The sequence below is a fragment of the Sphingobium ummariense RL-3 genome (genome assembly GCF_000447205.1).
Taxonomy (GTDB): domain Bacteria; phylum Pseudomonadota; class Alphaproteobacteria; order Sphingomonadales; family Sphingomonadaceae; genus Sphingobium; species Sphingobium ummariense.
Genome location: NZ_AUWY01000095.1, coordinates 1 through 2,446, shown reverse-complemented (window position 1 = coordinate 2,446; position 2,446 = coordinate 1). Strand labels below are relative to the sequence as shown.

Annotated in this window: 4 protein-coding genes; all 4 read left to right on the top strand. The window is 72.2% G+C overall.

All coding sequences use genetic code 11. The features are described 5' to 3' along the window. The coding region (locus M529_RS38215; RefSeq protein WP_021318565.1) for a histidine phosphatase family protein at positions 1 to 567 on the top strand (567 nt) is incomplete at its 5' end. Next, the gene (cobS, locus tag M529_RS38210; protein ID WP_021318564.1) at positions 564 to 1,274 is read left to right on the top strand and encodes an adenosylcobinamide-GDP ribazoletransferase; all 711 of its coding nucleotides are present in this window, start codon (positions 564 to 566) and stop codon (positions 1,272 to 1,274) included. The genes M529_RS38215 and cobS, both read left to right, overlap by 4 nt. Then, positions 1,271 to 2,239, top strand: coding sequence for a threonine-phosphate decarboxylase CobD (gene cobD, locus M529_RS38205; RefSeq protein ID WP_021318563.1), 969 nt, complete (start codon positions 1,271 to 1,273; stop codon positions 2,237 to 2,239). Before cobS ends, cobD begins: the two co-directional genes overlap by 4 nt. Continuing rightward, on the top strand, positions 2,232 to 2,446 hold a 215-nt coding region (locus M529_RS0124775; RefSeq protein ID WP_161626358.1), incomplete at its 3' end, for a cobalamin biosynthesis protein. The genes cobD and M529_RS0124775, both read left to right, overlap by 8 nt.

The following is a 2,446-nucleotide window of genomic DNA, read 5'->3' as shown; positions in this document are numbered from 1 at the left end:
TTTTTGCTCCATCTGCTCCGCCATGGCGAGGCGGAAGGGGCGGGCACCCTGACCGGTCATCGCGATGCCGCGCCCCTGCCCGAAGGCGTCGCCGCCTGCCTGGCGCGGGGTCTGGATCTGCCGGTTCAGCGGATCGTCTCGTCCGACCTGCAGCGCGCACGACGTCCTGCCGAGGCCGTCGGCGCAGCGCGCGGCCTGCCGCACAGGGTCGATCCGCGCTGGCGCGAACTGGATTTCGGCGATTGGGAAGGGCGCGATCCGGCGACCATTCCCGCCGATGCGATCGGAGCCTTCTGGACGGATCCCGATGCTGCGCCACCGCCGGGCGGGGAAAGCTGGTCCGCTCTCTGCGCGCGGATCGGAGCGGCGCTGGAGGAGATCGATGGCCCGACACTGGTGATCACCCATGCGGGCGCCATTCGCGCCGCGCTTCATCATCTGCTGGGGTTCGATCATCGGCAGGGCTGGGCGGTGGCGCTGCCCCATGCGGCGCTCGTCACCCTTCGCGTCTGGCCAGGCGAAGCCCGGTCGGCGCAGCTCGTCGCCCTGCTGGGGGACAGCCCGTGAAGGGCCTGCTGCTCGCCCTGCAATTTCTCACCACGCTGCCCCTGCCTCGGGTGCATGCGGACCGCGAGGATTTCGTCCTGTCGATGCGCTGGTTCCCCCTGGCGGGGATCGTCGTCGGCGCCGTGGTCATGGGCGCGGCCTGGCTGGGGATGCGGCATGACGGCTGGACCGGCGCGCTGCTGGCGCTGGCAGCCTGGGTGCTGGTCACCGGCGCGCTGCACCTCGATGGGCTGGGCGACATTGCCGATGCGGCGGGCGCGGCGCATGGCGACAGGGCCCGGCTCTCGGCTGTCCTCGCCGATCCTCATATCGGCAGCTTCGGCGTGGTGGCGATCGGGATGCAGCTCCTCGCCAAGCTGGTGCTGCTGCACGCCCTGCTGGACCAGCACCCGCTCTGGACGCTGGCGGCGATACCCGCGATCGCCCGCATCGGGCCGCTCGCCTGGGCGCGCTGGCTCCCGCCATTGCACGAGGGGCTGGGCAGCCTGTTCCGCGATGCCGTGGGCCGTCGCCATCTCCTTGGCTGGTCGCTGGCCGCGTCGCTAGCCTGCGCCTTCGCGCCCGCATTGGCGGTCGGCCTGATCGCCATGCCGCTATGGGCCTGGTGGCTGAAGGCGCGGATCGGCGGCATTTCCGGGGACGGCCATGGCGCAGGCATCGAACTGGTCGAAACGGCGCTGCTCGCGGCGCTGGTGCTGGTGCCGTGACGGCGGATTTCACCGGTCATGGCGGCAGGCTGGAGGCCGCGCGCCGCCTCTATGGCGGCGGTGACTGGCTGGACCTGTCGACCGGCATCAACCCCTGTCCCTGGCCCTTCGCCCGCGCGGCGCAACCCGACTGGGCGCACCTGCCCGATCCCGCAGCGATCGGCGGGCTGGAAGCGGCGGCGGCCGGCAGCTTCGGCATCGATCCGGCGCTATGCTGCGCCGTGCCGGGCAGCGAGATCGCGCTGCGGTTGCTCGCCCGGCTGCTCGCCTTGCCGGGCCGTCATGTCCCGCCCTGCTACGGCACCCATGCCGACGCCTTTTCCGATTCGCGGCCGGCGACGATGGGCCAGGGGGACCGCGCAGCCTTCGTCATCGCCAATCCCAACAATCCGGACGGCCGCATCGCCGAGCCCGCAACGTTGCTCGCCTGGCAAGACCGGATCGCGGCGGCGGGCGGCTGGCTGCTGGTGGACGAGGCCTATGCCGAAACCGTCCCCGCCATCAGCCTTGCTCCGCAGGTCGCTGCGGATCGCCGCCTCGTCGTCCTGCGCTCCTTCGGCAAGTTCTTCGGACTGGCCGGCGTTCGACTGGGCTTCGTGATCGCACCGCCGTCGGTGCTTGCGAGACTGCGACGGCAGCTGGGCGACTGGCCCGTCTCTGCGGCGGCGGTCGCGTTCGGCACGGCCGCCTATCGCGATGCGGCGTGGATGAAGGAAGCCCGCGCTGACATCGACCGGCGCGCCGCCGCGCTCGATGCCGTGCTGGCGCGCCATGGCCTGTCGCCGCGCGGCGGCTGCCCGCTTTTCCGACTGGTGGAGACGGCGGAGGCACCCGCTTTGTTCGACCGCCTCGCCCGTCACGCGATCCTCACCCGTCCCTTCGCCGAAGCGCCGCACTGGCTCCGTTTCGGCGTGCCCATGGAACGCGATCTCGACCGTGTCGATGCGGCGCTCGGCCATGGCTGAGCCGGTCGCCCTACTGGCGCTGGCCCTGGACGCCGCGCTGGGCTGGCCGGCGCGATCAGGGCATCCCGTCGGGCTCTTCGCGCGAGTGATCGGCTGTTGCGAACGCCGCTGGAACCGGGCGAGCCGGTCGGACGCGGCCCGGCGCGCCATGGGCGTCGCCACCGTGGCGGTCTTGGTGCTGCTGGCGGGCGGGGCAGGCTGGCTGAT